This is a genomic window from Shewanella sp. MF05960 (assembly GCF_050849305.1).
Classification (GTDB): domain Bacteria; phylum Pseudomonadota; class Gammaproteobacteria; order Enterobacterales; family Shewanellaceae; genus Shewanella.
Genome location: NZ_JBOZPS010000064.1, coordinates 1 through 836, shown reverse-complemented (window position 1 = coordinate 836; position 836 = coordinate 1). Strand labels below are relative to the sequence as shown.

The 836-nt window shown below is 41.9% G+C and carries 1 pseudogene; it reads left to right on the top strand.

What is annotated here, in order from left to right:
• Positions 1-816: pseudogene (locus ACROAE_RS20605) on the top strand (IS630 family transposase); the annotation flags it as partial.
• Between the last annotated feature and the right edge of the window lie 20 nt (positions 817-836).

The window sequence follows — 836 nt, the reverse complement described above, 5'->3', positions numbered from 1 at the left end:
GACCTGCACAATTGTCAGCGAAACAACAGGCAAGTCTGAAAGAGTTTATACAAGCTCAAAGCTTATCTGAGAGTGGCGGTAGATTAATGGCAAGAGATGTCTGTCTTTTTATTCAATCTGAATTTAACGTGACCTTTAAGCAGGCCAACATCTACAGAATACTCCATCAATTAGGCTTTTCATGGATAACAACTCGCTCTCGTCACCCAAAACAGTCTCAAGATGTTCAGGACGCTTTTAAAAAACTTCCAACTGTCAACGATCCTTAACACCCCTGGTCATGTATCGTTAGATCGCATTGATGTGTGGTTTCAAGATGAAGCCAGGTTCGGCCAGCAAAATACCACAACCCATATTTGGGCATTGAAAGGAAGCCGACCACGGTCAGTAAGGCAACAGCAGTTTGAATCCGCCTATTTATATGGTGCGGTGTGTCCTTCCACAGGTGCGACAGAGGCAATTATTGCCCCGTATGCCAGTAGTGAATATATGTTAGAACACTTGAAATTAATTTCAGAAGCGACTGAATTTGGACGCTATGCGCTGATCATTATGGACGGCGCAGGTTGGCATCAACAAAAACTGACTGAGGGCTTTGATAACTTGAGTATCCTTAAACTTCCCCCTTATTCCCCAGAACTTAACCCTGTAGAACAAGTGTGGCAATGGCTTCGTCAAAATGAACTTGCCAATCGTTGTTTTAGTGGATATGACGATATTGTTGAACAGTGCTCAATTGCATGGAATCACTTTATTGCAGAGCCTGAAAGGGTAATTAAATTATGCTCTAGAAGCTGGACAAAACTGACCAGTTAATTAATGTAAATGGTATAAAT